This is a genomic window from Variovorax sp. 20P10.2.4, from assembly GCF_058244205.1.
In genome coordinates, this window is the sequence record NZ_JBZAYE010000727.1 from 1 (window position 1) to 3,371 (window position 3,371).

Genomic DNA, 3,371 nt, shown 5'->3' on the forward strand with positions numbered 1-3,371 from the left:
GCCCCGGCGGCCGCTCATTCGAAGCGGTACTTGAGCTGGAAGCTCAGCGCGCCATAGAGCCGGTTCTTGACCGTCGGCACGTAGGCGATGTTGAGGCCCCAGTTCTTGCCCTCGATCGCCGCGGTGGGGATCAGCGCCGGGAACCAGTTGCCGTTGCGGTAGTTGGGGTAGCCGTCGAAGCCGCCGACCACGGCGCCGAAGCGCACGCCGTGGAATTCGAAGGGCAGCACGTAGAGGCCGAGGTAGTGCGACTGGCGCCGGTCGCTGTTGTGGAAGGTGCCCAGCGTGACACGGTAGACGTCGTTGAGCGGGTACTCGAAGCCCAGGCCGGGGTTCTTGTTCTCGAGGCCCTTGTCGCGGTCGAAGTGGGCCGAGTAGAAGCCGACGTTGATCCAGGTCTTCTGGATCTCGAAGGGCTGGTCGAAGGTCGGCAGCGTGAAGTCCACCGACTGCGCGAGCGCCGGACCACAGAGGAGGAGGGCGGCACTCAGGACCGGCAGCAGGCGCAGGGATTTCATGGCTGGATGTTCTGGAGATCTCGTGCGGCTCGAGTCTGGCCGCGATGGCTTCTACCCTGTGATCGTTGGCGCCGGCTTTGCCGGACGCGGGCGCAATATACACGCGGGCACGGTCCGAAGCGCGAGCGCACGCGACGATTTTTCTGGGCCTGCTGTCATCGCCGTGGCACACGGCCGTGCGCAAGCGAGGGGCCGCTGCTCAGGCCGGCCGCGCCAGGTACTTGCGAAACAGCTCGGCCAGCCGCAGCGCGGCCAGCGACAGCGGCTTGCCGCGCGGCGAGACGATGCCCAGCTCGAGCGGCGGCACCGGCATCGCGAGCGGTACGCGTTCCACCAGCGCGTCATAGGGCGGCATCGTGAGCATGCCCGCCGGGCCCACCATCAGCGCGTCGCTGCGCGTCAACAGGCCCCAGCTCACGCCGAAGGAGGCGACCTCGATGCGGTGCTCGGGCAGCGGCAGGCCCTGCGCGGCGTACTGCTCGAGCAGGAAGCTGTGCTGGCTGCCGGGCGCCAGGTGCATCAGCCATTCGGCGCCCGCGATCTCCTCCCAGCGCATGGCGTGGCGCAGCGGATGGCCGCGCCGGCACAGCACGGCCATCTCGATCATGTCGAGCCGCTCGAACGCGAAGTCGGCATCGAGGGCCGAGGCCACCGGGCCCGCCACCGCGAAGTCGACCGCGCCCTCGCGCAGCAGCGGCAGCACCTGCGGGATCAGGCCGTCGAACAGCTTGAGCTGCGCCTGCGGCATGGCCTTGCGGAAGGCGCGCACCACCTCGGGCAGCACGCCGAGGAACACCATCGGCGTGACCGCCACCGCCACGCGGCCGTGCTGGCTGCCCTGCAGGATGCGGATGTCCTGGCGCGCGAGCTCGAGCTGCTGGTGCGCGAGCCGCGCGCGCACCGTGAGCTGGCGGCCGGACTCGGTGAACTCGATGCCGCGCGAGCTGCGCAGCACCAGCTGCGCATCGACCTCGGCCTCGAGCTCGCGGATCGCCTTGGTCACCGCCGCCTGGCTCAGGTGCAGGCTGCGCGCGGCGGCGCGGATGCTGCCGGTGTCGGCCAGCCGCAGCCAGGCCTTGAGCTGGTGATCCTTCATGCGGGCATTCTGCCGCCCGGCCGTGCGCGGGAATCTACCGACAAACGCAGGTTGTCATCGCGACAAGCGATTGTCTTTTGCGGCGCGGGCCCGGTTCCTAGACTTCGGCCACCAGCCGGCTCGTGGTGAACGGCGGGATTCCCCAAGAGGAGATGCTTCGTGCCCGCCCTGTCATTCGCATGGACCCGCCGCGCCGCGGTGGCCGTCCTGGCTGCCCTGGCCGCCGCCGCGCTGGCCGCCTCGGCCCAGTACCCCGAGCGCCCGGTGAAATTCATCGTGCCCTATGCCGCCGGTTCCGGCGTCGACGTCGCGATGCGCCCGGTGGCCGACGCGATGGCGCGCGAACTGGGCCAGGCCATGATCGTCGACAACCGGCCCAGCGCGGGCGGCATCGTCGGCACGCAGGCCCTGGTGAGCTCGGCGAACGACGGCTACACGGTCGGCTACGGCAACCTCGTGACCCTGAGCATCAACCCGGCCTTCTTCTCGAAGCTGTCGTACGTGCCCGAGAAGGACCTGGTGCCGGTCGGCCTGATCTCGAGCAACGCCTACGTGCTGATCGTGCGCAAGGACCTGCCGGTGCGCAGCCTGCAGGAGCTGGTCGCCTACGGCCGCGAGCACCCGGGCAAGCTCTCGGTCGGCACGCCCGGCATCGGCAGCGCGGGCCACCTGACCGGCGAGCTGCTGAAGACCGAGACCGGGCTCACGATGGTGCAGGTGCCCTACAAGACCGGCACCCAGGCGGTCGCCGACATGGTCAACGGCCAGCTCGACGTGACCATCGAGAACATCTCGGCGGTGCTGCCCTTCGTGCAGCAGGGCCGGGTCAAGGCGATCGCCGTGACCAGCGCGAAGCGCGCCGCGGTGCTGCCCGAGGTGCCGACCGTGGCCGAGAGCGGCGTGCCGGGCTTCGAGGTGGTGGCCTGGGGCGCGCTGATGGCGCCCGCGGGCACCTCGCGCAAGACGGTCGACCGGCTCAACACCGCGCTGCGCGCCGCGCTGGCCGACCCGGCCGTGGTGCGCGCCAATGCCGCGCTGTCGATCGAGGCATTGCCCTCGAGCCCCGAGGAGCTCAGCGCGTTGATGAAGCGCGAGAAGCCGCGCTGGGCCGAGGCGGTGCGGCGCGCGGGCGTCAAGGGCGACTGATCCATCCATCTTTTTCGAGGAGACAAGCCATGCATCCCTGGCAACTGGAAGCCGCCGAACTCGCGCGGCGCATCGCGGCACGCGAACTCTCGTGCGTGGAGGCGGTACGCAGCAGCCTGGAACGGCTCGAGGCCGTCAATCCGCGCCTCAACGCCGTGGTGGACGGCGGCGCCGAGGAAGCGCTGCAGGCCGCGCGGCAGGCCGACGCGGCGCTGGCCGGCGGCGAGGCGACCGGGCCGTTGCATGGCGTGCCGGTCACCATCAAGGTCAATGTCGACCAGCGCGGGCATGCCACCACCAACGGCGTGGTGGCCTACCGCAAGGTCGTGGCCGCCGAGGACAGCCCGGTGGTCGCGAACCTGCGGCGCGCGGGCGCGATTCCGATCGGCCGCACCAACACGCCCGCGTTCTCGATGCGCTGGTTCACCGACAACGCGGCCCATGGGCGCACCCTCAATCCGCACGATGCGGCGGTGACGCCCGGCGGCTCGAGCGGCGGCGCGGCGGCGGCGGTCGCGGTCGGCATCGGCGCCATCGCGCACGGCAACGACCAGGGCGGCTCGATCCGCTACCCGGCCTATGCCTGCGGCGTCTACGGTCTGCGCCCGAGC

4 protein-coding genes are annotated in these 3,371 nt (G+C 70.8%); 2 read left to right on the top strand and 2 right to left on the bottom strand.

Annotated features, from left to right (window positions below):
• Positions 1–14 precede the first annotated feature (14 nt).
• Together AC27VN_RS36400 and AC27VN_RS36405 are read right to left on the bottom strand one after the other, a co-directional pair.
• On the bottom strand, positions 15–518 hold the full coding sequence (locus AC27VN_RS36400) for a hypothetical protein (protein WP_490879778.1): 504 nt from the start codon (positions 516–518) through the stop codon (positions 15–17).
• A gap of 199 nt (positions 519–717) precedes the next feature.
• The gene (locus AC27VN_RS36405; protein ID WP_490879779.1) at positions 718–1,614 is read right to left on the bottom strand and encodes a LysR substrate-binding domain-containing protein; all 897 of its coding nucleotides are present in this window, start codon (positions 1,612–1,614) and stop codon (positions 718–720) included.
• A gap of 159 nt (positions 1,615–1,773) precedes the next feature.
• Here AC27VN_RS36405 and AC27VN_RS36410 point away from each other — a divergent pair, with 159 nt between their 5' ends.
• Together AC27VN_RS36410 and AC27VN_RS36415 are read left to right on the top strand one after the other, a co-directional pair.
• Positions 1,774–2,760 carry a Bug family tripartite tricarboxylate transporter substrate binding protein gene (locus AC27VN_RS36410; protein WP_490879780.1) on the top strand — a complete coding sequence of 329 codons (987 nt, stop codon included), beginning with the start codon at positions 1,774–1,776 and terminating at the stop codon, positions 2,758–2,760.
• A gap of 29 nt (positions 2,761–2,789) precedes the next feature.
• On the top strand, positions 2,790–3,371 hold a 582-nt coding region (locus tag AC27VN_RS36415), incomplete at its 3' end, for an amidase family protein (RefSeq protein WP_490879781.1).

Coding starts and splice junctions, on each gene's coding strand:
- AC27VN_RS36400 (WP_490879778.1), bottom strand. CDS start 518: ATGAAATCCCTGCGCCTGCTGCCGGTCCTGAGTGCCGCCCTCCTCCTC.
- AC27VN_RS36405 (WP_490879779.1), bottom strand. CDS start 1,614: ATGAAGGATCACCAGCTCAAGGCCTGGCTGCGGCTGGCCGACACCGGC.